This window comes from Phaeobacter sp. S60, assembly GCF_000826845.1.
Lineage (GTDB): Bacteria > Pseudomonadota > Alphaproteobacteria > Rhodobacterales > Rhodobacteraceae > Phaeobacter > Phaeobacter piscinae.
Map to the genome: position 1 here is coordinate 129,633 of NZ_JSWJ01000003.1, position 24,999 is coordinate 154,631.

Annotated in this window: 24 protein-coding genes and 1 tRNA gene; 14 read left to right on the forward strand and 11 right to left on the reverse strand. The window is 59.9% G+C overall.

The genetic code is table 11. The annotated features are described in order from the left end of the window. The first annotated feature begins 11 nt into the window (after window positions 1-11). The 6 genes from OO25_RS02185 to OO25_RS02210 all read left to right on the forward strand — a co-directional run bounded on the left by OO25_RS02185 (window position 12) and on the right by OO25_RS02210 (window position 6,229). On the forward strand, window positions 12-1,412 hold the full coding sequence (locus OO25_RS02185) for a TRAP transporter large permease (RefSeq protein WP_040178257.1): 1,401 nt from the start codon (window positions 12-14) through the stop codon (window positions 1,410-1,412). A 123-nt stretch (window positions 1,413-1,535) separates the two neighbouring features. Continuing rightward, entirely contained in the window at window positions 1,536-2,006 is a 471-nt protein-coding gene (locus OO25_RS02190; protein ID WP_040178258.1) for a PepSY domain-containing protein, read from the forward strand. Window positions 2,007-2,192: 186 nt separating this feature from the next. After that, the gene (locus tag OO25_RS02195; protein WP_040178259.1) at window positions 2,193-2,561 is read left to right on the forward strand and encodes a glycine zipper domain-containing protein; all 369 of its coding nucleotides are present in this window, start codon (window positions 2,193-2,195) and stop codon (window positions 2,559-2,561) included. A gap of 152 nt (window positions 2,562-2,713) precedes the next feature. Further along, entirely contained in the window at window positions 2,714-3,391 is a 678-nt protein-coding gene (locus tag OO25_RS02200) for a response regulator transcription factor (RefSeq protein WP_040168736.1), read from the forward strand. Between the two features lie 25 nt (window positions 3,392-3,416). Further along, window positions 3,417-4,847 carry a HAMP domain-containing sensor histidine kinase gene (locus OO25_RS02205; protein WP_040178260.1) on the forward strand — a complete coding sequence of 477 codons (1,431 nt, stop codon included), beginning with the start codon at window positions 3,417-3,419 and terminating at the stop codon, window positions 4,845-4,847. A 167-nt stretch (window positions 4,848-5,014) separates the two neighbouring features. Continuing rightward, window positions 5,015-6,229: a tetracycline resistance MFS efflux pump gene (locus OO25_RS02210; protein WP_040178262.1), complete on the forward strand. Its 1,215-nt coding sequence runs from the start codon at window positions 5,015-5,017 to the stop codon at window positions 6,227-6,229. A gap of 175 nt (window positions 6,230-6,404) precedes the next feature. Here the strand turns inward: OO25_RS02210 and OO25_RS02215 are convergent. After that, window positions 6,405-6,479 (reverse strand) — tRNA-Asn (locus tag OO25_RS02215). Window positions 6,480-6,566: 87 nt separating this feature from the next. Then, entirely contained in the window at window positions 6,567-7,481 is a 915-nt protein-coding gene (locus tag OO25_RS02220; RefSeq protein WP_040178264.1) for an MBL fold metallo-hydrolase, read from the reverse strand. A gap of 84 nt (window positions 7,482-7,565) precedes the next feature. Between OO25_RS02220 and OO25_RS02225 the strand changes: the two genes are divergently transcribed. Continuing rightward, window positions 7,566-8,885 carry an ATP-binding protein gene (locus OO25_RS02225; RefSeq protein ID WP_040178266.1) on the forward strand — a complete coding sequence of 440 codons (1,320 nt, stop codon included), beginning with the start codon at window positions 7,566-7,568 and terminating at the stop codon, window positions 8,883-8,885. Between the two features lie 21 nt (window positions 8,886-8,906). Here the strand turns inward: OO25_RS02225 and OO25_RS02230 are convergent, their stop codons facing one another. Both OO25_RS02230 and OO25_RS02235 read right to left on the reverse strand, forming a co-directional pair. Beyond that, on the reverse strand, window positions 8,907-10,013 hold the full coding sequence (locus tag OO25_RS02230; protein WP_040178268.1) for a Gfo/Idh/MocA family protein: 1,107 nt from the start codon (window positions 10,011-10,013) through the stop codon (window positions 8,907-8,909). Between the two features lie 8 nt (window positions 10,014-10,021). Continuing rightward, the gene (locus OO25_RS02235) at window positions 10,022-10,732 is read right to left on the reverse strand and encodes a GntR family transcriptional regulator (protein WP_040178269.1); all 711 of its coding nucleotides are present in this window, start codon (window positions 10,730-10,732) and stop codon (window positions 10,022-10,024) included. Between the two features lie 101 nt (window positions 10,733-10,833). On the opposite strand from OO25_RS02235, the gene OO25_RS02240 reads away from it, so the two are divergent. From OO25_RS02240 to dctP, 6 genes are read left to right on the forward strand one after another with little or no spacing between them, the layout of a single operon-like run. Beyond that, window positions 10,834-11,988 carry an LLM class flavin-dependent oxidoreductase gene (locus tag OO25_RS02240; protein WP_040178270.1) on the forward strand — a complete coding sequence of 385 codons (1,155 nt, stop codon included), beginning with the start codon at window positions 10,834-10,836 and terminating at the stop codon, window positions 11,986-11,988. After that, window positions 11,988-12,878 carry an aldo/keto reductase family oxidoreductase gene (locus OO25_RS02245; RefSeq protein WP_040178271.1) on the forward strand — a complete coding sequence of 297 codons (891 nt, stop codon included), beginning with the start codon at window positions 11,988-11,990 and terminating at the stop codon, window positions 12,876-12,878. Before OO25_RS02240 ends, OO25_RS02245 begins: the two co-directional genes overlap by 1 nt. Further along, window positions 12,878-13,399: a flavin reductase family protein gene (locus tag OO25_RS02250; RefSeq protein ID WP_040178273.1), complete on the forward strand. Its 522-nt coding sequence runs from the start codon at window positions 12,878-12,880 to the stop codon at window positions 13,397-13,399. Before OO25_RS02245 ends, OO25_RS02250 begins: the two co-directional genes overlap by 1 nt. Window positions 13,400-13,457: 58 nt before the next feature. Beyond that, window positions 13,458-14,048, forward strand: a complete 591-nt coding sequence (locus OO25_RS02255) for a TRAP transporter small permease (protein WP_040178275.1) — start codon at window positions 13,458-13,460, stop codon at window positions 14,046-14,048. Beyond that, entirely contained in the window at window positions 14,048-15,523 is a 1,476-nt protein-coding gene (locus tag OO25_RS02260) for a TRAP transporter large permease (RefSeq protein WP_040178276.1), read from the forward strand. Before OO25_RS02255 ends, OO25_RS02260 begins: the two co-directional genes overlap by 1 nt. 46 nt (window positions 15,524-15,569) lie before the next feature. After that, a complete protein-coding gene (gene dctP / locus OO25_RS02265) occupies window positions 15,570-16,628 on the forward strand; it encodes a TRAP transporter substrate-binding protein DctP (RefSeq protein ID WP_040178277.1) in 1,059 nt (352 codons plus the stop codon). Window positions 16,629-16,686: 58 nt separating this feature from the next. Here dctP and OO25_RS02270 read toward each other — a convergent pair whose 3' ends face one another. Then, on the reverse strand, window positions 16,687-17,148 hold the full coding sequence (locus tag OO25_RS02270; protein WP_040104133.1) for a tetratricopeptide repeat protein: 462 nt from the start codon (window positions 17,146-17,148) through the stop codon (window positions 16,687-16,689). A 141-nt stretch (window positions 17,149-17,289) separates the two neighbouring features. Between OO25_RS02270 and OO25_RS02275 the strand changes: the two genes are divergently transcribed. Beyond that, entirely contained in the window at window positions 17,290-18,531 is a 1,242-nt protein-coding gene (locus OO25_RS02275; RefSeq protein WP_369808846.1) for a cytochrome-c peroxidase, read from the forward strand. A 51-nt stretch (window positions 18,532-18,582) separates the two neighbouring features. Here the strand turns inward: OO25_RS02275 and OO25_RS02280 are convergent, their stop codons facing one another. From OO25_RS02280 to OO25_RS02305, 6 genes are all read right to left on the reverse strand, one after another. Then, window positions 18,583-20,049 carry a mannitol dehydrogenase family protein gene (locus OO25_RS02280; protein ID WP_040178714.1) on the reverse strand — a complete coding sequence of 489 codons (1,467 nt, stop codon included), beginning with the start codon at window positions 20,047-20,049 and terminating at the stop codon, window positions 18,583-18,585. 29 nt (window positions 20,050-20,078) lie between these two features. Next, window positions 20,079-20,852: an L-iditol 2-dehydrogenase gene (locus OO25_RS02285; protein ID WP_040178278.1), complete on the reverse strand. Its 774-nt coding sequence runs from the start codon at window positions 20,850-20,852 to the stop codon at window positions 20,079-20,081. Next, window positions 20,849-21,853: an ABC transporter ATP-binding protein gene (locus OO25_RS02290; RefSeq protein ID WP_040178279.1), complete on the reverse strand. Its 1,005-nt coding sequence runs from the start codon at window positions 21,851-21,853 to the stop codon at window positions 20,849-20,851. The genes OO25_RS02285 and OO25_RS02290 overlap by 4 nt, the downstream gene beginning before the upstream one ends. An 11-nt stretch (window positions 21,854-21,864) precedes the next feature. Next, window positions 21,865-22,695 carry a carbohydrate ABC transporter permease gene (locus tag OO25_RS02295; RefSeq protein ID WP_040168761.1) on the reverse strand — a complete coding sequence of 277 codons (831 nt, stop codon included), beginning with the start codon at window positions 22,693-22,695 and terminating at the stop codon, window positions 21,865-21,867. Between the two features lie 9 nt (window positions 22,696-22,704). Then, window positions 22,705-23,571 carry a carbohydrate ABC transporter permease gene (locus OO25_RS02300; RefSeq protein ID WP_040178281.1) on the reverse strand — a complete coding sequence of 289 codons (867 nt, stop codon included), beginning with the start codon at window positions 23,569-23,571 and terminating at the stop codon, window positions 22,705-22,707. A 119-nt stretch (window positions 23,572-23,690) separates the two neighbouring features. After that, on the reverse strand, window positions 23,691-24,992 hold the full coding sequence (locus OO25_RS02305; protein ID WP_040168766.1) for a sugar ABC transporter substrate-binding protein: 1,302 nt from the start codon (window positions 24,990-24,992) through the stop codon (window positions 23,691-23,693). Between the last annotated feature and the right edge of the window lie 7 nt (window positions 24,993-24,999).

A 24,999-nucleotide genomic window follows, 5' to 3' on the forward strand; every position in this document is an offset into this window, starting at 1 on the left:
GGGGGCAGGCAATGGAACCTATCGAAATCGGCCTCTGGGTCAGCGGCTTTCTTCTGGCGACGGTGCTATTGGGGATGCGGGTCGCCTTTGCGGCGGGTCTTGCCGGTCTGGTTGGCCTTGTGTGGATTTTCTGGGCCAAGTTTGGCTATGATCCCGAGCGTTTCACCAAGGCGCTGACAATCGCCGTGAAGACCGCCGGGCAGGTCCCGCATTCCAAGGTCTCCAGTCAGGCGCTCAGCCTTATCCCGACCTTTATCCTGATCGGCTATCTTGCCTATTATGCGGGCCTCACCAAGGCGCTGTTTGAAGCTGCAAAGCGCTGGCTGGCATGGGTGCCGGGTGGGCTGGCAGTGTCTACCGTTTTTGCCACCGCAGGCTTTGCCGCGGTCTCCGGCGCGTCGGTTGCAACCTCCGCCGTGTTTGCGCGTATCGCCATCCCGGAGATGCTGAAAATCGGCTATGACAAACGCTTTGCGGCGGGTGTGGTTGCGGCAGGGGGCACGTTGGCCTCGCTTATTCCACCCTCGGCCATTCTGGTGATCTATGCGATCATTGTTGAGCAGGACGTGGGCAAACTGCTGCTTGCAGGCTTTATCCCCGGTGCCTTCTCGGCGGTGGTTTACGGTTTGCTGATCATCGGGATGGCGATGACCATCAAGGGGTTCGGCCCTGCGGTCACCGGTTTCACCTGGCGCGAGCGGCTTGTCTCGCTGCCGCCTGCGCTGCCGATCCTTTTCGTCGTCGCGACAATTATCCTGTTTGTCTACAATCCCTTTGGTGGTGATGCCTGGGGTACGCCAACCGAAGGAGGCGCAATCGGGGCCTTTGTGGTGTTTCTGATGGCGCTTTATCGCGGCATGCGGTGGGCAGAGCTGAAAGACGCGTTGTTGGAAACGGCGAAACTGTCGGTGATGATCTTCACCATTATCTGGGGTGTGCTGATCTACGTGCGCTTTCTGGGCTTTGCTGAACTGCCGGCGGCGTTCTCCGACTGGATCACCTCCCTGACGCTCTCGCCAATGCTGATCCTGATCTGCATCCTGCTGGCCTATGCCGTTCTGGGCATGTTTATGGATGCGATTGGTATGCTACTGCTCACTCTGCCGGTGGTCTACCCGGCTGTGATGGCGCTCAATGGCGGGGAATATGTTTCAGCGGCGGAGAGCACCTTTGGCATGTCTGGCCCGATGTGCGCGATCTGGTTTGGTATTCTGGTGGTCAAAATGGCCGAATTCTGTCTGATCACACCGCCCATCGGCCTCAACTGTTTTGTTGTGGCGGGTGTGCGCGATGATCTGACGGTGCAGGATGTGTTCAAAGGCGTGACACCGTTTTTCATCGCGGATGGGATCACCATCGCGCTGCTGGTAGCCTTCCCGTCGATTGTGCTGTGGCTGCCCAGCCTCGCCTGACAATTTTTCCCAGCTTACAAATTTGTAAGGCAGCGGAAGAGACCATGTAAGTCTGAACCGCCAAGTTCCTCTCATCAGCCGGGGCGCAGTGATCGCCCCGGCCCCACCAAGAGAGGACATCCCATGGTTACCAAGACCACCACCGGCATCGTCATGACCGCAACGCTAATCGCCTTTGGCTTCGCAGCACAGACAGTGCGTGCCGAGACGATTTTTGAACCGGATCTGACCTACGAACAGATGCTGAACGCCCCCATCGGTGTTGAGCAGGCCATGTCCATCGCCAGGGAACAGGCAGAAGGGCGTGTGATTGAGTTCAGCATGGAAGAGTTCAACAGCAAGCCGGTCTATGAGGCCACCATCGCCGCGCCCACCAGCCTGACGGAAGTCATCATCAGCGCCGATGATGGGGCGGTACTCAGCACCGCGCGCCAGACTGCGGCGACCCCGGAATTGATGCAGCAATTGATCGAAGAAGACATCGAAGACGTGATGGAATTCGCAGCCTTGATGGATGGTGAATTGTTCAGCGGTGACCGTCACGACGATGATGACGACGACGAACACTGCGCTGCGCCGGATGACAAGGGCTAAACTGCCGCTCTGAAATAGCTGCTGTCCGGGATGTAGGATTTGGCGCCCGATAGACGGTGCGACCGGACAGCAGCAGCGGCTCAGTAAGACATGAAATTTCAGACCGCGATGGATGCGGTCTCAGTGATTTGCCCAACACCCGAGGCACTCAGAGGTGCGGCAATCCGACGACGGAGAGAGACGACAATGAAAATGATTTTTGCAGGATGTGCGGTGCTTGTGACTGTTGCTGCGTGTAGCAACAGCTTTGATGAGCCGCTCCTGACAGACGGCCCCAAACAGGTTGGATATGAGGCAGATCTGGGGGCATGCCGGGCCTTGGCAGAAGGGCATACGGAGAAGACGTTGCAATCGGGTGCCGTCACAGGTGCGGTGATTGGCGGTATCATCGGTGCCGTGGATAGCAAGGATGGCGACCGCGCAGATGATGCGCTGGTTGGCGCGGTCCTTGGCGGGGGCGTTGGCGCCCTTGAGGGGCAGAGCGAGCGGGATGAACAGCGGCGCACCATTCTGATCCGCTGCATGCAGGGACGTGGACATCGCGTTCTGGCATGACGCCAAGACCTGGCGCTGCACTGGTATGGCTTGCGGCGCCGGGGGGCATATGGTCGGATGCGATCAGTCAACATCGGGCATGACCCGACTTCAGCACCAAGAGGTCGTTTCGGCGGCCCCTTGGTCGCTCTCCCGAAACTGGCGGTGGCGTGATGCGAATACTCTTGCTGGAAGATGATCCTGAAATCGGGACCTGGACGGTCAAGGGCCTCACGGCTGCAGGCCATGTGGTTGATTGGATTGAAAATGGCCGTGAGGCGCTGCTGGCGGCCACAACGCGGGACTATGATGTGTTGGTCTTCGATCGGATGACGCCCGATCTGGACGGGTTGTCGGCGCTGAAGACACTGCGTTCGGCGCGCATTACCACGCCTTTGATCCTGCTCACCGCCCTTGGGGCTGTTGAGGACCGGGTCGAGGGGTTGGAGGCGGGCGCGGATGACTATCTCAGCAAGCCCTTCGCCATGACCGAGCTTCTGGCCCGGATCACCGCCCTTTGTCGTCGCGGTCGGGGCGAGGCCGCGGAGACAGCAACCCGGCTTTCACATCGCGGGCTTGATCTGGATCTGCTCAGTCAGACCTGCGCCTGCAACGGGACAACTGTGTTGCTGAACCCCAAGGAGTTTCGCCTGCTCGAGGTCCTGATGCGCTCCAAGGGGCGGATCCAGACCCGGGCGATGCTGCTGGAACGGGTCTGGGATATCAATTTCGACCCATCCACCAGTGTTGTGGAAACCCATATGAGCCGCCTGCGCAACAAGATTGAAAAACCGTTCGGGCTGGAATTTATCAAAACCGTGCGCGGGTCGGGGTATATGTTCATTGATTAGATCTTTTATCAGACGCCTCTTCCGGATGAGCGCGCTACGTCAGGCGATTGTCTTGTCGCTGGCCTTTTTGGTTCTGCTGACGCTGGGCGGGCTGCTTCTGGATGACGTCATCACCGAAGAATTCCGCGCCGAGACCGAAGAGGCGCTGCGCGAAGAATATCAGCGCATCAGCGACCGGCTGACGCGGGAGGGGCAGTTTCCTGAGGATATCGTGACCGCCGAAGTGTTTTCCGACAGTGGCGTCGGCTACGCGGTGCTGCGGGCCGATGGCAAAGTGCTGGGGCCGGTATTGCGCGGCGCCTTTGACAGCCAGGGTTTTGATATCCTTGAGGCCGAAGCCCTGTTTCAGCCCGAGGCGCTTGAGACGCTCGACCGGATCTTTGATCTGATCGACGAGGATGAGGAGGAAGAGGCCAGCGACGGCGGACCTGCAGCCGAGGAGGACGCTGCGGGGCAGCTGGGATTTGATGTGGCGTTTGAGATTGAGGCGGATCTTGGCTGGCGGATATACAGTGGCGCAGTGCTGGATGGCCGCCTTCTGGTCTATGCGCCGGGTGTTAGCGCCTTTGGGTCGGATCTGACCAGTGTAATCCTGATTTTTGTGATCATCCTGTCGCTGCCTGCGCTGATTATCGGGTTGATCTTTGGTATTCGGGCACAGCGCCGTCTGAACCGGATCGGAGCCGGGTTTGACCGTATTGCGGATGGTGAATTGGATCTGCGGCTGGCACCAAAGGTGATCCGCGACGATATTGACGAGCTGGCCGCGCGTATTGATGGTGCAACGGAGCGTTTGCAGGCTTCCATTCGGCAGATGTCTGATTTCTCGGCCAATATTGCCCATGACCTGCGCACGCCGCTGACCCGTCTGCGGCTGCATCTGGATGAAGCCGATGAGGCCGAGGATCAGACTGCGCACAGGGAGGCCGCGATTGCGCAGATGGATGATATCATTGCCATCTTTGGCGCGATCCAGCGGATTGCCCGAATGCAGAGCCAGGGACGACGCGACGGGTTTGCTGCGGTAGATCTGGGCGTGGTGGTTGACCAAGTGCATGAGATTTATGAGGCGGTGGCACAGGACGCAGGACAAAGCCTGTCCTGTCGGATTACCAACGCCGCCACCATCCAGGCCGACCGCAGCCTTATTATGCAGTTGCTGGCCAATCTGATCGAAAACGCCATTCGCCACGCAGGGGAGGGGGCGAGGATTGCCATTGATCTCTCCGGTAGCCGGCTGACGGTGACGGACGATGGCCCCGGCATCCCTGAGGCTGAGCGCGGGCGCGTGCTGGATCCGCTTTATCGACTTGACCGCAGCCGCAACACCGCCGGGGCAGGGCTGGGGTTGGCAATGGTGAAAGCCATCGCTGAACTCCACGAGGCTGAACTGGTGCTGACGTCCGGCCGGGGTACACGCGGATTACGCATCGAGCTGCGATTTCCGCAGCCCTGAAGGGGGGAGAATATCCGCTCCTTGCGTCCCGGCAGAGGTGTTTTTGTGTCATTGCGGAAAAAACGAACTGGGCGGCGCAAATAGCGTTATCGGTACTTGCCTTGCATTGCTACCAACGCGCCAAGGGGCGCTGCCCGCACCAATCCTGATTGATAAAGACTGCCCACATGAAGTTAACCGGTCCTTTCCTGTTTATTCTGGCCACTTTGATGATCGATGCCATCGGCGTTGGCATCGTGTTTCCGATCATGCCAGACCTGATGCTGCGGGTCGGCGCGCAAAGCACCGCAGAAGGCGCCTTGTGGAGCGGCATCATGATGTCAGCCTACGCCGCCGCGATGTTTCTGTTTGGCCCGATTGTGGGCAGCCTGTCGGATTCCTATGGGCGCCGGCCGGTCCTGATCCTCGCACTTGTGACGCTCACTATTGACTATGTGATCATGGCGCTGGCGCAGACCTACTGGATGCTGCTGGTCGGGCGCGTCATCGCGGGGATGGCGGGCGCGACCTATATCACGGCAACCGCCTATATTTCCGACATTGCCAAGCCAACAGAACGCAGCGCGGCGTTTGGCATGATCGGGGCGGCGTTTGGCATTGGCTTTGTGCTGGGACCAGCGCTTGGCGGGCTGGCATCGGGCCTGCATATCAGCGCGCCGTTCTGGATTGCGGCCGGTCTCTCCGCTCTAAACGTGGTGTTTGGGATTGTTATCCTGCCGGAGTCCCTGAAACCTGAAAACCGTCGCCCGTTTGGCAAACGCGATCTGAACCCCTTTGGTACGCTGCTCCGCGCCTTTGTTATTCCGGGGATGGCGATCCCATTGATCTGTATTTTCGTGTTCGAATTTGCCAATCTGGTCTACCCGACGCTCTGGTCTTTCTGGGGCCGTGAGGTGTTTGGCTGGGATGGGTTTACCATTGGGGTGACGCTGTCTGCCTATGGGGTCCTGATCGCTGTGGTGCAGGCTGGAATCCTGCCGCAGATGACCAAACGTCTGGGAGATTTCAAAACCCTGATCATCGCGATGGTGGCGGCGGTGATCGCTATGGTCGGCTTTGGTTTCGCCAGCGCAATCTGGGTTGTGGTGGTCTTCCTGCCGATTGCGGCCCTGTCTGATATGGCGCCACCGCTGATCACCGCCTTTGCCGCCAATCGGGTAGGTGAAGACCAGCAGGGCGTGGTGCAGGGGGTGATTGCATCGCTGTCATCCGTCGCAGCCGTTGTGGCGCCGCTGGTGCTGACAGGGGTGTTCGAACGATTTGTCGGTGAAGCCGAATGGTACCTCCCGGGCGCGCCGTTCTTGGTCGCGGCAGTTCTGGTTCTGGCACTGGCACCGCTGGTCTTGCGTCTTAGGGATCACGATAACCGGTCGCCAAACTGAGCACCCCCAGTCTTTGGCTAAGGTGTTTTTTGGCACATGGTGATGCAATCAGCGGGCCAAAGATTGTGGCCTGCAATATGTATGGGCGCGCTGATGTCCGCGTCAAAAAGTACGCAGCGCCATTTGCCAAAAGAAAAAGGATTAGAGAGAAATCCCTCTAACCCCTTGAATTCTTTGGCTCCGGCGGTAGGGATCGAACCTACGACCAATTGATTAACAGTCAACTGCTCTACCGCTGAGCTACGCCGGAACGGTCTGTGCCGTATAGCGGTGCGATCTGGTGGCGTCCAGAGCCGTTTTGTGGTTTTTGGAAAAAAAATACCTGGTTTCGGCAAGATCAGCGCAGAGGTCTGAAACGCGCACCGAATGACAGCGGGCCATCCGTTGCAACCCGGGATTTTCCCACAAGATCAACAAGGTGTGCGAAGACATTGCGCTGTGCGGCAACAAGCAGGGAGGGCGGAGTTTCAGTGTATATCCGCGCTGTCAGCTCGGTGACGGTGGCGGGGCCGGCAGTGAGTTCGGCAAGGATTGCGGCCTCTCGCCCTGTGCGGTGGTCGATCAACCATGCAAGGCGGGCGGCGGGGTCTGTCACCGGGGCCCCATGGCCGGGGTAAAACACCCGCCAGTCGCGCGCGGCCAGCCGCTGGCAGGAGGCCATGAAATCGGTCAGGTCACCATCCGGAGGCGAGACCAGAGAGCTGGCCCAGCCCATCACGTGATCGGCAGTGAAACAGGCATCCCGCCACGCAAACGCAATATGGTTGCCGAGATGGCCGGGGGTATGGATCACCTCCAGCTGCCAGTCGGGGCCGATTACGGTCTCCCCATCCCGCAGAGCGATGTCCGGCGCGAATTCTATGTCGATGCCCTCGCCACCACCGGCCAGACCTGCGTCGGCGAGCGATGTCATCACGGCGCTGCGTCCCGCGATGGCGTCCCCGAAGGCATAAACGGGTGCGCCGGTTGCCTCTGCCAACGGGCGGGCAAGAGGGGAGTGGTCCAGATGGCTATGACTGACCAGAATATGACTGATGCGTTGACCTGCTTCCAGGGCGGATAGGATCGCCTGCAGATGTGCCTCACTCGCTGGACCGGGATCAATCACCGCAACATCCGTGGCGCCGATCAAATAGGTGTTGGTGCCCCGGTAGGTCATCGGCGACGGGTTTGGGGCCAGGATCCGGCGCAACCCGGGTTCTAGCGTTTCGGCGATCCCGGCGGGAGGATTGAATTCATCGGGTGCCTGCATCGGGTCTGATCCTTGGTGACAAACGGGGCGCAGAGGATGCGCGTTTTGCTTTTCAGCGGCGGGGTCGCGGGGTAGGTGTAACGCATGTTCTTTCAATGGCTCAAACACTATATGCCGCGCAGCCTCTACGGGCGGGCGGCACTTATTCTGCTGGTGCCGATCGTGACGCTGCAATTGGTGGTCTCGGTTGTCTTTATCAAACGCGATCTTGAGGATCTGACGGTCCAGATGACGTTGACCATGCTGCGGGAATTGCGACTGCTGGAGCAGACCATGGCACCGGCTGCCAGTCAGCAGGAGGCGTTGTTGCTGGCAGAGCCTTTGTTGCAGCCCTTGCAGATGCAGATCCGGTTTCTGGAACCGGAGGAGCCGGTGCCATTGGATCAGATGGGGCTGCTGGAATTTTCCGGGCGGGTGGTGCGCAATACGTTGCAGGCCACAGCGCCGCAATTCATTTCGGCCCAGTTCCCCAACACCCGTCGGGTCCAGTTGGTTCTTGCGAGTGATCACGGTCCGATGGCGTTGGTGTTTGATCGACGCCGGGTGACCGCGGCGGCACCGCACCAGCTGATCGTGACAGTGATTGCCTTTGGCTTTCTGATGACGATCATCGCCTTTGTCTACATGCGCAATCAGCTCCGTCCGATCAAACAGCTCGCCGATGCGGCGCAGGCCTTTGGACGGGGGCGGACGGAGCCATACTCGCCGCGCGGCGCGAATGAGGTGCGGGCGGCTGGCAGCGCATTTCTGGACATGCGCGCACGGATCGAACGGCAGATGGAGCAGCGGACCCTGATGCTCTCGGGGGTGAGCCACGACTTACGAACACCGCTCACAAGGATGAAGCTGGGCCTGTCGATGCTGGACGATGAGGAGGCCGAGCCGCTGCGGCAGGACGTGGATGAGATGCAGGCGCTGTTGGACGCGTTTCTGGACTTTTCGCGCGGGGTTTCGACCAGTGAGCCGGAGGAGGTCGACCCACAGGTGATGATCACGCTGCTGGTGGATGGCTGGCGCCGTCAGGGCAAGGATGTGATGCTGGGTGAGATGAGCGGCAAGGGCAAGGTGATGCTGCGCGGGTCTGCGATACGGCGCGCGGTCCAGAACCTGATCTCTAACGCAGTGCGCTACGGCACGCGTGCGCGGGTATCCGTCGCCATGACCGAGAAATTTCTGCGTATCCGGGTTGAGGATGATGGCCCCGGTATTGCTGAGGCGTACCGCACTGAGGCGACGCGCCCCTTCACCCGGCTGGACCCGGCGCGCAATCAGGATCTGGGCAGTGGCGTAGGTCTCGGCCTTGCCATCGTAACCGATATCGCACGCGCCCATGGCGGCACGCTGCGGTTGGAGCAAAGTGCTGCCTTGGGAGGGCTGCAAGCCGACATCGTGATCGGCCTGTAACACCCTGTCACCTGTGCGCGCTCAGATCAGCTCTGATATCTCTACGCTGCGTAGCTCATTGATGGAGATCTGTGCCGCCATTCCCATCAGCACTGCCATTCGCCCGTCATGAAGGCTGACCTCAGGTGCCGCGCGGGCACCGCGCACCAACTCCAGAAACTTCTGGTGCTGATAAAAGGTGGACCCATTGTGATCACCCGCCTCCAGCAGATCGGGATCAACCGGAACCTCCCGTGTTACGGGGCCTTTGGGCACGCGCGGTGAGGTCACCAGCTTCGGTAGCGGAGGGGCGCCCAGATGGGCGGGCCAGAACCGGCCCGGACCGGGTACGAAGGCTTCGACCTTGCCGTTTGGGCCAATGGCTGCGACCTCCTCCTGATACTCCGCCCCTTCGGCAAACATGCAGAGTTCCAGCATGGCGCGCGCGCCACAGCTGAAGTCCACGATCACATAACCATTGTCGAGGATGTCAGGCACGCCGTCGCTATAGCGCTCATCCAGATGGTTCACATTCTGCCCACCACTGGCCATCACCCGCACCGGTTCCGAGCCAAGCGTGAGCCGCATCAGATCGAAGAAATGGCAGCATTTCTCGACAAAGGTGCCGCCGGATTTGGCGTCGAACCGATTCCAGTCATCAATCTTCTCCAGAAACGGAAACCGATGCTCGCGGATGCTTAGCATTTTTACTCCGCCGGTGGCTGCTTCGACATCACGCAGGAAAGCGGCAACTGGCGGCATGTAGCGATATTCCATTGCCACCCAGACCGGTGCATCATAGCGCGCGGCAAAGGCATCCAGCCGCCCAAGATCGGCGAGACTGGTGAACAGCGGCTTTTCCACCAGCACCGGCAGTGGGCGATGTTCGGCCAGCGCTTCCAGCTGTTCCAGATGGCAGAAGTTGGGGCTGGCAATCAGCAGGCAGTCAAGGTCGGGGTGGCTGAGCAATGCCTCAAGGCTGTCCATGAACACGGCCCCTGGCGCCAGTTCAGCCGAAATCTCACGCATGGCGGCGTTTGGTTCATAGATCGCGCCAACTGCCGTGTTGTCCAGCAACGCGATATTGCGCAGATGTTCCTGGCCCATCATGCCGCAGCCGATGATCCCGTAGGTGGTGGGTCCGGACATGTTTCCTCCTAAGTGAGGCGCTGTACGTAGAGCGCCCTTTCCGTGTCAAACCAGGTGCGTGAAAACTCAACCGGGGCCAGCTCCTGCGCCCAACTGAGCCGTTCGATAAAGCCAACTGTGGTGCCGGGGGGCTTGGTGAATTGCGCTGGCGCCCAGTCAGGGACGGTCCCAAGCGAGACACGATCCTCGGCGCGACTGATCCAGAATCCCAGCTGCAGGCGGTAGTAGCGGTAAAGGGAATCAGACAGTTGCGCGGGATCCACATGACCCGCTGAGGCATCCAGCCAGATCTCCTCAACGGCGATGATCGTGCTGTCCAGATAGCGCAGTCTGCGGATGCGTGTGCCCCTGGGGCTGGACCCGAACTCTGGCAGATCTGCAGGTTTTTCGCATGCTGTAACCGACAGGATATCTGCTGTCGGCAGGCCGCCGCCACCGGGCAGTTCCAGCCGAAACATTGAATAGACGCTCGGCAGGGTTTGCGTTGTGCGGATATAGTTGCCTGAGCCTTGGATGCGCTCCAGCATACCCTGTTTTTCCAGTTCTGACAGCGCTTTGCGCAGCGTTCTTACGGTGGTTCCATAGGTCTGTGCCAGTTGGCGTTCCGGTGCCAGACGTTCGCCATCCACCAGCCGTCCGGCCGCGATTTCGCGCGTCAGCGCCTCGCTGATCTGCAGATAAAGTGGCAGGGCGGTGCCGGAGGTGCGGGAGCTGGACATGGGGCCAATCGTCACGATGCGGAAAAAATTGATACACCATTGATCTACATCAAGGCGCGGGTTATGCAAGAGTTAAGTTGCAAAGCGCGAGGGAGAGGGTGATGAGCGTTGTTCCAGTAACATCTGCGGATCTTGATGCGGTTGAAGTGTCCTGGTTCGCCGCGCTCTGTTCCGACGACTACCAGTTCCTTGGTGTGCCAGACGGGGATCTGCGGTCATCCTGGGCGCATTGCTCGGACATCGTAAAAGAGGCCGAGGCGCAGGGGTTTCGCAACATCCTGTGCCCGTCGTCCTATCAGGTGGGGCAGGACACTCTCAGCTTTGTGGCAGGCTGCGCGCCGATTACCGACAGGATCAATATGCTGGCAGCGGTGCGCTGCGGTGAGATGCAGCCGATCATGCTGGCGCGCACTCTTGCGACGCTGGACCACATGCTGGAGGGGCGGCTGACGGTCAATATTATCTCTTCCGATTTTCCAGGCGAGAAAGCGGACAGCGCGTTCCGATATCAGAGATCGCGCGAGGTGGTGGAGATCCTGAAGCAAGCCTGGACCCGCGATGAGATCAATCACACCGGCGAGGTTTATCAGTTCGAGGGACTCACAACCGATCCGGCCAAGCCCTATCAGACCGGCGGGCCGCTGTTGTATTTCGGTGGTTACTCTCCGTCGGCGCTGGAGCTGTGCGGTGAACATTGCGACGTTTATCTGATGTGGCCGGAAAAGATGGAAGAGCTCGCGGGTCGTATGAAGGCCGTGCATAGTGTAGCGGAAACCTATGGCCGCACGCTGGATTACGGGCTGCGGGTGCATGTCATCGTGCGCGACACCGAGGCCGAAGCCTATGAATACGCTGATCATATTGTCTCAAAACTGGATGATGCGCAGGGTAAGGCCATCCGAGACCGGGCGCTGGATGCCACCTCGCTCGGTGTCGCGCATCAGGCAAAGAACCGCGATATTGCGGATGAATTCGGCTTTATCGAGCCAAACCTCTGGACAGGAGTGGGACGTGCGCGGTCTGGTTGTGGGGCGGCGCTGGTTGGATCGACGGATCAGGTGATGTCCAAGCTAGAAGCCTATCAGAAAATGGGTATCCGCGCCTTTGTTCTGTCCGGCTATCCGCATCTGGAGGAGGCGCGGCATTTCGGGGCGCGGGTGATGCCACATCTGAAAACCTGCTCGCTGCCGCATGAATATGGCCGGGTGCCGCAATCGACCCCGGCAACACCCTTAGGGAATGGAGAACGTCGTTGATGGAACGTATCAAGATCGCAGAAGGGCTGGATTTCAGCCGTCTGGTCTATGGCATGTGGCGCCTGGGCGATGACAGCGACACCTCACCCATCCATGTCGAGGCCAAGATTGAGGCCTGTCTGGCGCAGGGCATCACCACCTTTGATCAGGCGGATATCTATGGCGGGTACACCGCTGAGGGGATTTTGGGGCAGGCGCTGAAGGGCAATCCGGCACTGCGGGATCAGATGGAGATCGTGACCAAATGCGATATTGTGGCCCCGGTCGGTCGCTATGCCGACGCGACGGTCAAACACTACGACACCTCGGCCGCGCATATCACCCGGTCGGTGGATACCTCGCTGTCGGAGATGGGCATCGACCACATCGACCTGCTGTTGATCCACCGCCCGGATCCGCTGATGGATCATGTCGAAACCGGCGCGGTACTGGATGAGCTGGTCACCGCAGGGAAGCTGCGCGCCGTGGGTGTGTCGAATTTCCGCCCCTGGGATTGGGAGCTGCTGCAATCTGCTATGAAGACGCCGCTGGCCACCAATCAGATTGAGATTTCGCTTTCTGAGGTCACTCCTTTCACCAACGGAGATCTGGCCTTTCATCAGCGCCACGGGCATCCGTTGATGGCTTGGTCGCCGCTTGGCGGGGGGGGCTTAATGACCGGCAGTGGCCAATTGGCCGAAAGGCTGGATGCGATTGCCGCAGCGCAGGGTGTTGACCGCGCCGCGGTTGCCATAGCCTTCCTGCTGCGGCACCCGGCGCAAATCCTGCCGGTGCTGGGGACGAATAATCTGGAGCGGATCAAGCAGGCCTCCGACGCACTGAAAGTCGAGCTGGATCGCCCGACGTGGTTTACCCTTTATGAGGCGGCATTGGGCCGGGAGGTCGCATGATGTCCGCGCATGCAGGGCAGGGCAAACGCAGCTTCGTCCCGGCGGCTGACAATACCCGGCTGCTGCGCGATGCCTTCGGCCGCTTTGCGACCGGCGTGACCATTGTCACGGCAGCCTCCGAGCAGGGGGTGGTGGCGATCACCGCCAATAGTTTTACCTCGGTTTCGCTGACGCCGCCACTGGTGCTGTGGTCGCCAGACCGTCACTCGCGCCGCTTTCCCTATTTTGAGGAGGCCCGCCACTACGCCATCCATGTGTTGGCGGCGGATCAAGATGATCTGTGTTGGCAGGTCGCAAAAGATGCTTTTGGGCTGAACCATTTGCAGCTTGCGCAGAACGAGCACGGCGTGCCGCTACTGGAGAATTGTCTGGCGCGTTTCGAATGCACCCGCTCAGCCATCCATGACGGAGGGGACCACGCCATCGTGCTGGGACATGTGGACCGCGCCACCATGCGCGAAGAAGGGGATGCACTGACATTCTACAAAGGTCAGATGGGCCAGATCGCCGCCTCAAGTTAGCGGCCGGTTGCCCGCACCGAGGGAGGTCGGCGCGGCACAAGGGGAGGAGAGAGACGCGATGACGGCAGTTTTATCTGTCCTGAATATACTGCGCCCGCTCAACACTGGCCTGCTTGCAGTCGGTCGTTGGGTGGGCGTTTTTGCCATTGGCCTTATGGTTCTGGCGATCCTTATCCAAGTGTTCTTTCGCTATGTGTTGGGCAGCGCCTTGCCCTGGCCGGACGAAGCGGCGCGGTTCTGCATGCTGTGGATGACAGGCCTGATGGCCCCCACGGCGCTGCGCAGTGGCGGTTTTGTCGCGATCGATGTTGTCGATTCCCTGCTGCGCGGCTGGCTGTTTCACCTCTTGCAACTGCTGCTTTTGATGATTGGCCTGACCGTGCTGATCGTGGGGCTCCAGATCGGCTACAAGGAGGTCACAGGGCTTGGCGGGCGCTTTGCCACAGCCTCTCTCTACCTGCCGACATCGCTGGGGTTTGACAGTTGGTTCCGGGTGCCGCGCAGCTGGATGATGCTGTCATTGCTGGTGGGGATCGGACTGCTGATCCTGGTCAATATCGAGCTGATCCTCGAACGCATCGTGCGATTGTTTGGCCAGGGAGATCGCCTGCCGGAGCGTCCGGGGCTGAGCATCGGAGGGGCGGAGTGATGTTGATCTGGTTCCTGCCGCTGTTCCTGTTCCTTCTTCTGATTGGCTTGCCAGTGTTTTTCTGCCTGTTGGCAGCACCGGGCGCGCTGTTGTGGCTGAACGGACAAGAGCGCGATCTGACGCTGCTGTATCGCAATCTTTATAACGGGATGGACAGCTTTCCCCTGATGGCAATTCCGTTCTTCATGCTCGCGGGGGAGCTGATGAACCGGGGCGGGATCACCGTTCGGCTGGTCGAGTTTTCGCAGGCCCTGATGGGGCATCTGCGCGGCGGGCTGGCGCAGGTGAATATTCTGTCGTCGATCCTGTTTGCCGGGCTTTCGGGGTCGGCAGTTGCCGATACCTCGGCGCTTGGCTCCATGCTGATCCCGGCGATGGAGCGCGAGGGGTACAGTCGGAAATTCGCGGCAGCCGTGACCGCTGCCAGTTCCGTGATTGGGCCGATCATTCCACCTTCGGGCATCATGATCATCTATGCCTATGTGATGGGTGAAAGCGTCGCCGCATTGTTCCTCGCTGGGATCGTGCCGGGCGTCCTGGTGGGCGTCGGCCTGATGATCATGGTCCGCGCCATGGCTGACCGGTACGAGCTGCCAGCTGCGCGGCGGGTGGTCTTCGACAGTGTTGAGATCGGCGCGATGGAGCGGTGGTTCTCCTTCGGGCTGGTGCGGCTGAACCTTGGTCTGCTACTGGCGCAGTTTGTGCCCTTGGCCGAGGGGGCAGGGGCGCAGATGAAATGGCTTGCCTTCCTTGGGGCGGTGCTGTTTGCCCATGGGTTGATGTTGGGGTTGCGCCGCGTTGTCAGCCCGGCGTTTCACACCATCTGCAAACGGGCCGTGGTGCCATTGCAAACGCCTGTTTTGATCCTTGGCGGCATTCTCGCAGGTGTTTTCACCCCGACCGAGGCCGCCGCCGTGGCGGTCGCCTATGCGCTGCTGATCAGTTTTCTGGTGCTTGGATCGATGCGGCTGGCAGACTTGCCGCAAGTGTTTTCACGCGCAGGGATCACGTCGGCTGTGGTGTTACTGCTGGTGGGCGCCGCGATGTCGTTCAAGACCGTCGTCAGCCTCAGCCACGCGCCGGAGCAACTGGCCGATTTCATTCTGACGTTGTCGGAAAACCCGCTGATCCTGCTGTTCCTGATCAATTTGCTGCTGTTCGTCGTTGGCATGTTTCTGGATGCGGGACCGGCGATCATCATCCTTGGCCCGATTTTGGGGCCGGTGTTCACCGATCTTGGCGTTGAATCCGTGCATTTCGCCATCATCATGTGTGTGAACCTGACGGTCGGCCTTGCAACCCCGCCGATGGGGCTGGTGCTGTTTGTGGCCGCTGCCGTCTCGCAGGAGCGTGTCACCACCATTGCCAAGGCGATTCTGCCGTTTCTGGCGATCGAAATAGCGGTGATCTTTCTGATCACTTTTGTTCCGGCCATTTCGCTGACCATTCCGCGTCTGACCGGGTTTCTGAACTGAGGACAACCAAATACCCAGAATAAAAGAGCAACAGGAGGAGAAACGAATGCTCAGGACAATGGTGAAAACAGTGGCCCTGTCGGCTCTGATGGCTGGCACAGCCCTGTCGGCCTATGCCGCGGATTACAAGATCCGCGCGACAGCGAATTCCAACGAGAACGATGAAGACTACGACGGTTTGGTGGTGTTCAAAAACTACGTTGAGGCGGCGTCCAACGGCGCCATTGAGGTTGAGCTGTTCATCGGCACCCAGCTTTGCTCCAATGGAGCAGAATGCCTGCAGGGCGTCGCCGACGGCTCGATTGACGTCTATATCTCCACCTCCGGTGGCGCGTCGGGGCTGTTTCCCTATGTGCAGGTGCTTGATCTGCCCTATCTGATGGCCGACGACCGGATCGCCGAACATGTGCTTTCGGGTGATTTTACCCGTGCCATGCGCCAGATGGCGCTGGAGGATTCCGGCGATGCGATCCGTCTTATGACCATTGGCAACACCGGCGGTTGGCGGAACTTTGCCAATACCAAGCGCCGGGTGGCGGAACCCGCCGACATGGAAGGCCTAAAGATCCGTACTGTGGTTGCAGATCTGCCGCAGGAACTGGTGAAAGCGCTGGGGGCCTCCCCGACACCGATCCCATGGCCTGAGCTGTTCACCTCGTTCCAGACCGGGGTGGTGGAAGGCTCCAAAAACGGCATCACCGATATCATGGGCATGAAGTTCCCGGATGCAGGCCTGCAATACGTGACGCTGGATGGTCACGCCTACATGGGCGCGCTGTGGTGGATGTCAAACAAGACCTTTATGGATATGCCGGAGGACATGCGTCAGGTCGTCGTGGATGGGTTCTATGCGCTGCAGCAGGCGACGTTTGCTTCGCCCAAACGCAAGTCGATCCAGGCCTACGAGGATTTTGTCGCGGGTGGCGGCGATCTCTATGTGCCCACACCGGATCAGAAGGCGGCGTTCAAATCCGCCGCCGAGCCGGTTTACGACTGGTTCAAATCCAATGTGACCCGTGGTGATGAAATCTTCACTGCATTGACGGAGGCCGTGGCCGAGGCAGAAGCCGACGTCAATGCGGCGCGCGCAGCAGATCTGAACTGACCTCATCCTGAGATATCAAAGCGCGGCGCGGGATCCCCTCGCGCCGCCGCCCCGTTGGTTAGCGAAACGGGTACATCCAGACCTTGTAATCCTCGACTAGAACATGCGCCTTATCGATCTCTGCCGGGGTCATCTTCTTGACCACTTCTTCCAGGCTGATGGCCGCATCGGGGTCGCCACCGATGGCCGACAGCGTGTACCACATATAGGCGCGCACCAGATCCGGGGCGGGCATCCCACGGCCGATTTCATAGTACCAGCCAATTCCGGATTGGGCGCCCGGATGCCCCTTCATGGCACTGCGCAGGTACCATTCAAAGGCCCGGACATCGTCTTGCTCAACGCCCAGCCCCATGGCGTACATCACGCCGATCAACTCTTCCGCATCGGCATTGCCGGATCGCGCCGCTGGCCAAAGCGCATCATGCGCCGCCGCAAACTGCCCGGCCTCCATCAGATCGCGGGCCTGCTCGATTTCGGCCCAGGCTGGCAGAGGCGCAGTCATCGTCAGGCTGGTCATGGACAGCGCCACCGCGACCAGAACCGGTTTCCATCTCTTGCGCATGTGCTCTCCTGTGTCGTGCTGACGCTTGGCCCTTGTACGGGGGCGGCCCTGGCAAAGGAACCGCAGCTGCCGCCATCTCTTGGACCGGGTGATTTTTTGCCCGTAGATCCGGCGCAGGCGGAACTGGGGCGATTGCTATTTTATGACAAGATCCTGTCGGGGAACAGAAATATCAGCTGCGGCACCTGTCATCATCCGCGTCATGGCACCTCCGATGGGTTGTCGCTGGGGTTGGGCGAGGGGGCGGAGGGGCTGGGACCTGCGCGTCTCTCCGGTAGCGGCGCAAACCGGGTGCAGAAACGTGTACCGCGCAATGCCCCGGCCCTGTGGAACCTTGGCGCGACATCCATCCGCGTGCTGATGCATGATGGGCGGATCAGCGCGGATCCCATCTATGGCAATAGTTTCAACACCCCGGCGGAGGAATGGTTGCCGAAAGGGTTGCAATCGCTGCTGGCTGCGCAGGCCTTGTTCCCCATGACCTCCAGCGTCGAAATGGCCGGGAATGTCGGCGAGAATGAGGTGATAGGCGCCACCCGCGACCGGATTGATCTGGCCTGGCCGATCATTGCCAAACGGGTGCGCGGAGTGGCGGCTTATGGGGCGGGGTTTGTTGCTGCCTTCGACGATATTGCCGCGCCCGAGGATGTGAAAACCACCGATATTGCAGAGGCGCTGGCCCAGTTCATGGTGCAGGATTTCACCTCGATTGACAGCCCGTTTGATGCCTATCTGGCAGGGGATGACACGGCGCTGACCGCGCGACAGAAAGCCGGGGCGGATCTGTTCTTTGGCTCTGCTGGATGCAGCGGCTGCCATGCAGGCGCGCTGTTTTCGGATCAGGGGTTCCACGCGCTTGGCTTGCCGGCCTTCGGCCCCGGACGTGCGCGTCGGTTTGATCCTTATGCGCGCGATGTCGGACGTATGGGCGAAAGCGATGATCTGGCAGACGCCTACCGGTTCCGCACGCCTATGTTGCGGAATGTGGAACTTACCGGCCCATATGGCCACAACGGGGCATTTTCGACGCTGGAGCGGATGATCCGGCACCATCTTGATCCTGCTGCAAGCCGTGCGGCGTGGTCGCCGGAAGATCTGAAACTGCCGGAGGTGCCGTGGCTGGCCGCCACCGATTTTGTGGTGCAGCAGGACCGTTTCGAGATGTCGCGTCAGGCGCGGGCCCGCGACATCTATCTGCGTCAGGACCTGAGCGATCAGGATATCGCGGCGCTGGTCGCTTTTCTTGCGGCGCTGACCGGCGAAAAAGCACGCGCACAGGCCTCGTTCGTTCCTCCCACAGTTCCCAGTGGCCTGCCGGTCGACGGGGCAAAGCGCTGAACATTGGATGAGCCGCGATTCCGCGCGCTGCCTGTCGGCGAAAAAGGACTGTCAGTGCCCTAAATATTCACGAAGCGCCGCGCGGCAACCCTGCGCCCGGATCATCGACAGCCAGTAGGAAAACCGCGCAGCCACGTCTTGCTGCTCTGATAGATCGCCGTAGATCTGGCTTTGCTGCAACCAAGCCTCAGGGGTCTTCTGCGCGTGCTCCGCTGCGGAATTGCGGGCCTCCCAATCGGGATCGTTGGGCGCGATCTCGCTGCCATCCTCCCGCTGCCCGGTACACATCTGCGCCCAGAGCGCCTCCACCAGGCAAAGCCCGTCAATTGCACCCTTGCTTCGCACAGCATCGCGCAGGATTGGCAGTACGAACCCCGGATGGCGCGATGTGCCGTCATAGGCGACACGCCGAGTGGTGTCGCGGATTTCCGGATTGGAGAAACGCGCCTCAATCAGGGTCAGGTAATCCTCCGGTGCCATCTCGGGTACTGCCGTCACATGCGGTAGAATTTCCGCTGTCTGAACCTGGCGGAAGAAAGCCGCCAGCAAGGGATCTTTCATACAGTCGGCGATGGTTGCGATCGACAGAAGCTCACCTGCGTTGGCCAACACCTGATGGCCCGCATTCAGCACGCGGATTTTCATGCTTTCGTAGCCATGAACATCGTCGGTGAATATGGCCCCCGCCAGATCCCAAGGAGGGCGCCCGGCGCAGAATTCATCCGCGATGACCCAATGCCGATAGTTCTCATGCGTCACGGGGGCGCTGTCCTCAATCCCGTAGCTTTGGGCCAGAGCAATCTCAGCAGGACCGGTGGCGGGCACAATGCAATCCACCATGGAATTTGGAAAGGCCACGGTTTGATCAATCCATGCAGCAAGTTCTGGATCGGTCTGCTGCGCCAGTGTCACCACTGCCGCGCGGGTAATCTGACCATTGCCTTGCAGGTTGTCGCAGCTTTGCACGGTGAAGGCAGGCAGACCCCGAGCCCGGCGCAGGCGTAGCGCCTCCACAATGGCACCGAACACGGTGCGCGGACGGTCAGGCCGGGCAATGTCGTGCTGGATATCATTATGGTTGAGGTCCAGCCCGTCGTGCTGTGCGTCCCGATAATAGCCCCCCTCGGTCACAGTCAGCGCAACGATACGGATGGCGGCGCCCGCCATGCAGCGGATTAGGCTGGCATTGTCATCCTCCACCGGCAGGAAATCGATCATCGGTCCGATCACCTCGGCGGACCGGCCGGTCGGATCCAGTTCGATCAGTGTTGTCAGACAATCCTGCGCCAGCAAGCGGTCCCGCATTCCTGCATCGGCCGCACGGACGCCGGCCCCGATGATGCCCCAATCTATCGCCAAGCCCTGCTGCATCAAGGCATGCAGATACCAGGCCTGATGCGCGCGGTGGAAATTGCCAAGTCCGATATGGACGATGCCAGGGCTGATTTCGGCGCGGTCATAACTGGGGCGACCAATCGTTTGCGGCAGTTGGCTCAATGTATCATTCGAGAGTTTCATGGCTGCTGCCTCCCACCTGTGTTCTTGCATCAGCTCATCCATTGGCCGCCATCGACGTTGTAAGTCTGTGCCACGATGTAATTGGCGTCGTCGCTGGCCAGAAAGACGGCCATTCCGGTCAGATCTGCTGCGGTGCCCATCCGCCCGTAGGGAACAGATTGCGCCACCTCGGCTTTTTTCTGGCCCGGGGGCTTGCCCTCGTGTTTGGCAAAGAAGGCATCAACACCGTCCCAATGTTCACCATCGACGACACCGGGGGCGATGGCGTTCACATTGATGCCATGTGGGATCAGGTTCAGCCCGGCAGACTGCGTGAGGCTGATCACCGCCGCCTTCGTTGCGCAGTAGACGGATACCAAAGGCTCTCCCCGGCGCCCGGCCTGGCTGGCCATGTTGATAATCTTGCCGCCGGTGCCTTGGGCGATCATCTGTTGCGCCGCTGCCTGTATCATGAACAGCGTGCCGGAAACATTGATGTCAAAGGTGCGCTGATAGGCCTCTCGGGTGACCTCAACCAACGGTGCTGCCGTGAACACGGCGGCGTTGTTGATCAGAATGTCGAGGCCGCCGAAGCACTCAACGGTGCGGGAAAGGGCGCGGTCAATGCTGGTCTGATCCGTGACATCCAGCTCTATGGCCATCGCCGCCGCGCCGATTTGCGCCGCAGTTGCCTCTGCACGCGCAATATCAATGTCGGCGATGATCACCCGCGCGCCCTCATTCACATAAGCTTCGGCAAAGGCCGCCCCGATGCCACGGGCAGCACCCGTGATCAGGGCGCGTTTTCCGCTGAGACGTTTCATTCGAGCCGCAACCCATCAGGGCCAAAGCGGTGCAGATGCGCCATGTCCGGTGTCAGAAACACCCGCGCGCCGTAGCCCAGATCCAGCTCTCCGCTGGCCCGCACGGTAAGCGGGTCCTCAAAGGCGTCACATTGCACGTGGAAAAACGTGTCTGATCCCAGATGCTCGGAGACACCAATGGTTCCCGCCCACATCCCCTCTGTTTCTGAGATGCTCAGATGTTCGGGTCGGATGCCGATGGTGGCTGCGTCGTGCTGCGCAGCCTGCGGACCGGTCAGAAGGTTCATCTTCGGCGATCCGATGAAACCGGCGACAAATACATTGCGCGGCGCGCGATACAGCTCCATCGGGCTGCCGACCTGTTCGATCACGCCAGCCTGCAAGACGACGATCTTGTCCGCCATGGTCATCGCCTCAACCTGATCATGGGTCACATAGATCATGGTGGTGGCAAGGCGTTTGTGCAGCTCCGAGATTTCCAACCGCATGCCAACGCGCAGGGCGGCATCCAGATTGGAAAGCGGCTCATCAAACAGGAACGCCGCAGGCTCACGCACAATCGCCCGGCCGATGGCGACCCGCTGACGCTGACCACCCGACAGCTGCCCCGGACGGCGATCCAAGTAATCAGTAAGGTTCAGCGCCGCAGCGGCGTTATCAATCCGGCGTTTTTGCTCATCCGCGGGGATGCCCGCCATCTTCATCGGAAAGGCGATGTTCTTGCGCACCGACATATGCGGATAAAGCGCATAGGACTGAAACACCATTGCCAGCCCGCGTTTCGCCGGGGGGATGTCGGTTGCATCCTCACCGTCGATGCGGATGGTGCCGGAGGTGATATCTTCCAGACCCGCAATCAGCCGCAGCAGTGTTGATTTGCCACAACCGGACGGGCCGACAAAGACGGTGAATTCGCCGTCTTCAATGGTCAGGTCCAGCGGCGGGATGACCTCAACGGGGCCAAAATTCTTGGTCACGCTTTCAAGTTTGATCTGTCCCATGGATGTCTTCCTTATTTCACGGCGCCGAAGGTCAGGCCGCTGACAAGTTGTTTCTGGCTGAACCAGCCAAGGATGAGGATCGGCGCAATGGCCATTGTCGAAGCTGCCGACAGCTTGGCGTAGAACAGGCCTTCGGGGCTGGAATAGCTGGCGATGAATGCGGTCAGCGGTGCGGCCTTGGCGGCGGTCAGGTTCAGCGTCCAGAAGGCTTCGTTCCAGGCCAGAATGATGTTCAACAGGAGGGTGGAGGCGATTCCGGGGATGGCCATCGGTGTCAGCACATAGAGGATTTCTTCCTTCAGCGTGGCACCATCCATGCGCGCCGCCTCAAGGATCTCACCGGGGATTTCCTTGAAGTAGGTGTAAAGCATCCAGACGATGATCGGCAGGTTGATCAGCATCAACACCACGACCAAACCAAAGCGATTGTCGAGTAGCCCCATTTTGATGAACAGGATGTAGATCGGGTAGAGGACGCCGACCGCTGGCAGCATTTTGGTCGACAGCATCCACAGCAGGATATCCTTGGTGCGTTTCGACGGCACAAAGGCCATCGACCAGGCAGCAGGCACAGCGATGACAATGCCCAGAATGGTTGAACCACCGGCGATGATCACTGAGTTCCACAAGAACCGCATATAGTCGGAGCGTTCCTGCACAACGCTGTAGTTTTCCAATGTCCAGTCAAAGAACAGGAAGACGGGTGGGTCGCTGATGGCCTGTGCCTCGGTCTTAAAACTGGTGAGAATGGTCCAGAGGATGGGAAAGAAGATCAGCAACCCAACAGCCCAGGCCAGCGCCGTATTGATGGCTTTGCGTCTTGGTGTAACGGCTCGTGCCATGGTGGCCTCCTATGCGTCCAGGTTCTTGCCAACGATGCGCATCAGGAAGATGGCAACGATATTGGCGAGGATGATGGCGTAGACACCACCGGCGGATCCCAATCCGACGTTCTGGCTCTCCAGGACGCGCTGATAGATCAGATAGGTGAGCGTCTTGGTGCCAAAGGAGCCCTGGGTGGTGACGAAGATCTCGGCAAAGATCGACAGCAGGAAAATGGTCTGGATCAGAACCACCACGGTGATGGCACGGCTAAGATGGGGCAGCGTGATGTAGCCAAAGCGAGCCACCGGCGGCGCGCCGTCCATCTCAGCGGCTTCCAACTGCTCACTGTCCAGCGACTGAATGGCGGTCAGCAGGATCAGCGTTGCAAAGGGCAGCCACTGCCAGCTGACAATCAGGATGATGGATTGCAGTGACGCCTCAGACAGCCAGGACACAGGGGTCGCGCCAAAGGCTTTCCACAAGTGGGCAAAGAGGCCATTCACCGGGTCCATGAACATATTCTTCCAGACCAGCGCTGAGACCGTCGGCATCACGAAGAATGGCGCGATCACCAGAATGCGGACAATCCCCTGTCCCCACATCGGCTGATTGAGCAGCAAGGCAAGAAACACACCGAGGATCACGGTGATGAGCAGGACGCCGCCCACGATGGTCAGTGTCGCCTGAACGCTGGGCCAGAAGGCGCTGGAGGACAGGAAGCGGGCGTAGTTGTCGAAGCCCACCCAACCCAGATCACCACCGCGCAGGGGCAGGTATTTCTTGAAGGAAAAGTAAAGCGTCATCGTCAGCGGAACCAGCATCCAGCCCAGAAGCAGGATCACTGCGGGGGCCATCATGATGCGTGCTGCCGACCGGGAATGTTGGGTCGCCATGGCAAATCTCCATTGTCGCCGGGTTCGAATGCCGTCGTGACAGAATAGTGGCTTGTTCGGGGAGATGGAGCCAGAGGGCAGTCAGTACTGGTGACCGCCCTCTGGGAGGGAGGAAGGCGTCAGTAACCTGCCGCTTCCATTTCGTCAGCTGCCAGAGCCTGCGCCTTGGCGAGGGCCTCTTCAGCGGTCTGCTGGCCTGCGAGTGCTGCAGAGAATTCCTGCCCAACCTGGGTGGCAATGCCTGCAAACTCCGGGATCGCCGCAAACTGGATGCCGACATAAGGCACCGGATCAACCGTCGGGTTGTTCGGATCTGCCGACAGAATGCTCTCCAGCGTCATCTTGGCGAAGGGGATGTCTTTGTAGTTCGCATTCTCATAAAGCGATGTCCGCGCACCCGGAGGCACATTCGCCCAGCCTTCGTTCTCGGCAACCAGCTCAATATAGTCCTTCGATGTGGCCCACTGGATAAACTCCTTTGCGGCGGCTTCCTTCTGGGTGCCGGCAGGGATCGCGAGAGCCCAGGCCCAGAGCCAGTTGCTGCGCTTGCCCAATCCGGTGTCCGGCGCCAGTGCGAAGCCGACCTTATCGGCAACCGTGGAGTCATTGGGGTTGGTCACGAACGATGCCGCAACGGTGGCGTCGATCCACATGCCGCATTTGCCCTGCTGGAACAGCGACAGGTTTTCGTTGAACCCGTTGTTGGAAGCACCCGGAGGGCCCGCGTCGTTCAGCAGATCAATGTAGAAGTTGAGCGTGTTCGACCAGGCTTCACTGTCAAATTGAGGCGTCCAGTTCTCATCAAACCAGCGCGCACCAAAAGAATTGGACATCGCCGTGATGAAGGCTGCGTTTTCCCCCCAACCGGCCTTGCCGCGCAGGCAGATCCCATAGACTTCATTGTCCTTGTCGGTCATCTGGCGCGCAGCATCCGCAACAAAATCCCACGTCGGGGCGCTGGGCATCTCCAGACCGGCCTTTTCCATCAGGTCTGTGCGATACATGATCATCGAGCTTTCGCCATAGAATGGCGCCGCAAAAAGCGTGCCATCATGCGACAGGCCGCCCCGCATGGCGGGCAGAATATCGTCTACATCATAGTCGGCAGGCAGATCATTCAGCGGCACCAGCCAGCCGTTCTTGCCCCAGATCGGCGTTTCATACATGCCGATGGTCATGATGTCGAACTGGCCACCTTTGGCAGAGATATCGGTGGTCACCCGCTGCCGCAGCACGTTCTCCTCCAGGGTGACCCATTCCACCTCATGCCCGGTTTTGGCCGTGAAATCATCAGTCAGCCCCTGCATCCGGATCATATCGCCGTTGTTCACGGTGGCGATGGTGATCGTTTCGGCAAAGGCGGCGGTGCTGGCAAATACGGTCAATGCCGTTGCCGCATGCAATGCGCTCTTAAGGTACATCCTTATC

Coding starts and splice junctions, on each gene's coding strand:
- OO25_RS02300 (WP_040178281.1), bottom strand. CDS start 23,571: ATGGCGACCCAACATTCCCGGTCGGCAGCACGCATCATGATGGCCCCC.
- OO25_RS02185 (WP_040178257.1), top strand. CDS start 12: ATGGAACCTATCGAAATCGGCCTCTGGGTCAGCGGCTTTCTTCTGGCG.
- OO25_RS02195 (WP_040178259.1), top strand. CDS start 2,193: ATGAAAATGATTTTTGCAGGATGTGCGGTGCTTGTGACTGTTGCTGCG.
- OO25_RS02235 (WP_040178269.1), bottom strand. CDS start 10,732: ATGTCCAGCTCCCGCACCTCCGGCACCGCCCTGCCACTTTATCTGCAG.
- OO25_RS02240 (WP_040178270.1), top strand. CDS start 10,834: ATGAGCGTTGTTCCAGTAACATCTGCGGATCTTGATGCGGTTGAAGTG.
- OO25_RS02290 (WP_040178279.1), bottom strand. CDS start 21,853: ATGGGACAGATCAAACTTGAAAGCGTGACCAAGAATTTTGGCCCCGTT.
- OO25_RS02285 (WP_040178278.1), bottom strand. CDS start 20,852: ATGAAACGTCTCAGCGGAAAACGCGCCCTGATCACGGGTGCTGCCCGT.
- OO25_RS02230 (WP_040178268.1), bottom strand. CDS start 10,013: ATGTCCGGACCCACCACCTACGGGATCATCGGCTGCGGCATGATGGGC.
- OO25_RS02255 (WP_040178275.1), top strand. CDS start 13,458: ATGACGGCAGTTTTATCTGTCCTGAATATACTGCGCCCGCTCAACACT.
- OO25_RS02225 (WP_040178266.1), top strand. CDS start 7,566: ATGTTCTTTCAATGGCTCAAACACTATATGCCGCGCAGCCTCTACGGG.
- OO25_RS02200 (WP_040168736.1), top strand. CDS start 2,714: ATGCGAATACTCTTGCTGGAAGATGATCCTGAAATCGGGACCTGGACG.
- OO25_RS02220 (WP_040178264.1), bottom strand. CDS start 7,481: ATGCAGGCACCCGATGAATTCAATCCTCCCGCCGGGATCGCCGAAACG.
- OO25_RS02280 (WP_040178714.1), bottom strand. CDS start 20,049: ATGAAACTCTCGAATGATACATTGAGCCAACTGCCGCAAACGATTGGT.
- OO25_RS02305 (WP_040168766.1), bottom strand. CDS start 24,992: ATGTACCTTAAGAGCGCATTGCATGCGGCAACGGCATTGACCGTATTT.
- OO25_RS02260 (WP_040178276.1), top strand. CDS start 14,048: ATGTTGATCTGGTTCCTGCCGCTGTTCCTGTTCCTTCTTCTGATTGGC.
- OO25_RS02205 (WP_040178260.1), top strand. CDS start 3,417: ATGAGCGCGCTACGTCAGGCGATTGTCTTGTCGCTGGCCTTTTTGGTT.
- OO25_RS02295 (WP_040168761.1), bottom strand. CDS start 22,695: ATGGCACGAGCCGTTACACCAAGACGCAAAGCCATCAATACGGCGCTG.
- OO25_RS02245 (WP_040178271.1), top strand. CDS start 11,988: ATGGAACGTATCAAGATCGCAGAAGGGCTGGATTTCAGCCGTCTGGTC.
- OO25_RS02210 (WP_040178262.1), top strand. CDS start 5,015: ATGAAGTTAACCGGTCCTTTCCTGTTTATTCTGGCCACTTTGATGATC.
- OO25_RS02270 (WP_040104133.1), bottom strand. CDS start 17,148: ATGACCAGCCTGACGATGACTGCGCCTCTGCCAGCCTGGGCCGAAATC.
- OO25_RS02250 (WP_040178273.1), top strand. CDS start 12,878: ATGTCCGCGCATGCAGGGCAGGGCAAACGCAGCTTCGTCCCGGCGGCT.
- OO25_RS02190 (WP_040178258.1), top strand. CDS start 1,536: ATGGTTACCAAGACCACCACCGGCATCGTCATGACCGCAACGCTAATC.
- dctP (WP_040178277.1), top strand. CDS start 15,570: ATGCTCAGGACAATGGTGAAAACAGTGGCCCTGTCGGCTCTGATGGCT.